Raw genomic sequence first — 2,080 nt, 5'->3', positions numbered from 1 at the left:
GGCGAGGCGCGAGAGTCTGCGCCGGTAGGCGTCGTCGTCGCGTCCGCGACCTCCACCGCCCTCGCCGTCCGCGACGACGACGCCTACCGGCGCAGACTCTCGCGCCTCGCCGGACGGCGCCGGCGCCGTGGCGACGGGGACAGGGCGCGCATCGGCTCCCCGGCGTCGCCCGGCACGCTCTTCCTCCAACTCGACGGCGTCGGCCACCAGGTGCTGCTCGACGCCGTCGCCGCCGGCCACATGCCCACCCTCGCCGACTGGCTCGGCGAGCGCCCCACCCACCGGCTCACGCCCTGGCGCACCGACTGGTCCAGCCAGACCGGCGCCAGCCAGCTCGGCATCCTGCACGGCACCAACCACGATGTCCCCGCCTTCCGTTGGTACGAGAAGGAGAGCGGGCGGATCATGGTCAGCAACCGGCCGGCCAGCGCCGCCGAACTCCAGCGCCGCGCCGTCGAGCACACCCGCGACGCCGGACTGCTGACCCTCGACGGCGCCAGCCGGGGCAATCTCTTCAGCGGCGGAGCCGACCAGCTCGCGCTCGTGCTGTCCATGGCCGCCCGGCGCGGCAAGGCCACCCGCTCACGGGCCGGCTACTTCGCGTACTTCACCGACCCGGCCAACGCCGTCCGTACGGCCGTCTCCTTCGTCGCCGAGGTCGGCCGCGAGATCGGCCAGTCGACGCGGGCGCGCGTCCGGGGCGACCGGCCCAGGGTGAGCAGGGGCGGGCTCTACCCCTTCATCCGGGCCTTCGCGACCGTCGTCGAGCGGGACGTCGTCGTCGCGGCGGTGATAGGGGACATGCTGGCCGGGCGTGCCGCCGTCTACGCCGACCTCGTGGCGTACGACGAGGTGGCCCACCACTCGGGACCGCACAGCCGGGACGCCATACGCGTCCTTCAGCGGCTGGACCGCTCGATCGCGCTGCTGGCCAAGGTCGCCGAGCACGCGCCGCGCTCCTACCGCCTCGTGCTCCTCTCCGACCACGGCCAGAGCCCCGGTGAGACCTTCCTCGGCGTGTACGGGCTGACGCTCCGGGATCTCGTACGGGCCGGCTGCGGGCTGCCCGTGCCGCGCCGCGCCGTCCGTACGAAGAGCGGCGCGGAGGCGCGCCAGGCGGCGCGGGACGCCGTACGGATAGCCCTCCACCGCCCCGTCGACGGCGACGAGAGCGACGACGGCGAGGCCGGTGAGGAGAAGCGCTCGGCGCGCGGCCACGACCCGATCGTGCTCGCCTCAGGAAATCTGGGCCTGATCTCCTTCCCGGACGTCCCGCAGCGGATGAGCCGCGAACAGATCGACGAACGCCACCCGGCGCTGCTGCGCACCCTCGCCAACCATCCGGGCATCGGCTTCCTCCTCGTACGCAGCGAGGCGGACGGCTCCGTGGTGCTGGGCCCGGCGGGTGCGGAGATCCCCGTCGCCAAGCTGGACGACACGGGGATCCTGGCCACGATGGGGCCGGGCGCCGCCGAAGCGGTACGGCGCACCGACACCTTCCCGCATGTCGCGGACATCATGGTCAACTCGATGTACGACCCGGCGACGGGCCGCGTGCACGCGTTCGAGGAGCAGATCGGCTCCCACGGCGGACTCGGCGGGGAGCAGTCGCAGGCCTTCCTCCTGTCGCCCCTGACCCTGCCGCCGCCGGTCCCCGTCGACACCGAGCTGGTGGGCGCGGAGCAGGTCCACGCGGTGCTGAAGCGCTGGCTCTACGACGGCCTGGGCCCCCAGATCCCCCTGGGCCAGACACCGGAGAGCGCCCCCGTACCCCGCGAGGAGCCGGAGCCGAGCCCCTAGGGCGCGTCCGCGGGCGTCTCCGCGAAGAGCGCCGCCCTGCACGGGTCGGCGTAACGCGTGTCCCCCGGAAGAGCGGTTGTCGGGCTCCCGGCGGGCACGTCGGCGGGCGCGGGCACAGGATGCACGATCAGGAGGTCGTGCCGAGTGAACCGCGTCCCGGAACCGCGCAGCGCCGCCCGGCCCGCCACGGCGGGCCGTCCCGCCATGTGCGTCGTGCTGCTGGTGCTGTGCACCCTCCTCGGGATGTCGCTCGACCCCTGCGCGTCCGCCGCGCGCGGCG

At 74.4% G+C, this 2,080-nt stretch carries 1 protein-coding gene; it reads left to right on the top strand.

The window, feature by feature from the left end; genetic code table 11:
- Positions 1 to 1,800, top strand: a 1,800-nt coding sequence (locus BHU15_RS35660; RefSeq protein WP_069630897.1) for an alkaline phosphatase family protein, incomplete at its 5' end; no start/stop codon positions are given.
- Between the last annotated feature and the right edge of the window lie 280 nt (positions 1,801 to 2,080).

Source organism: Streptomyces niveus (assembly GCF_001723055.1).
In the GTDB taxonomy this organism is placed as follows: Bacteria; Actinomycetota; Actinomycetes; order Streptomycetales; family Streptomycetaceae; genus Streptomyces; species Streptomyces niveus.
The sequence above is the reverse complement of the archived record's forward strand: the minus strand, read 5'-3'. Positions and strand labels throughout refer to the sequence as shown.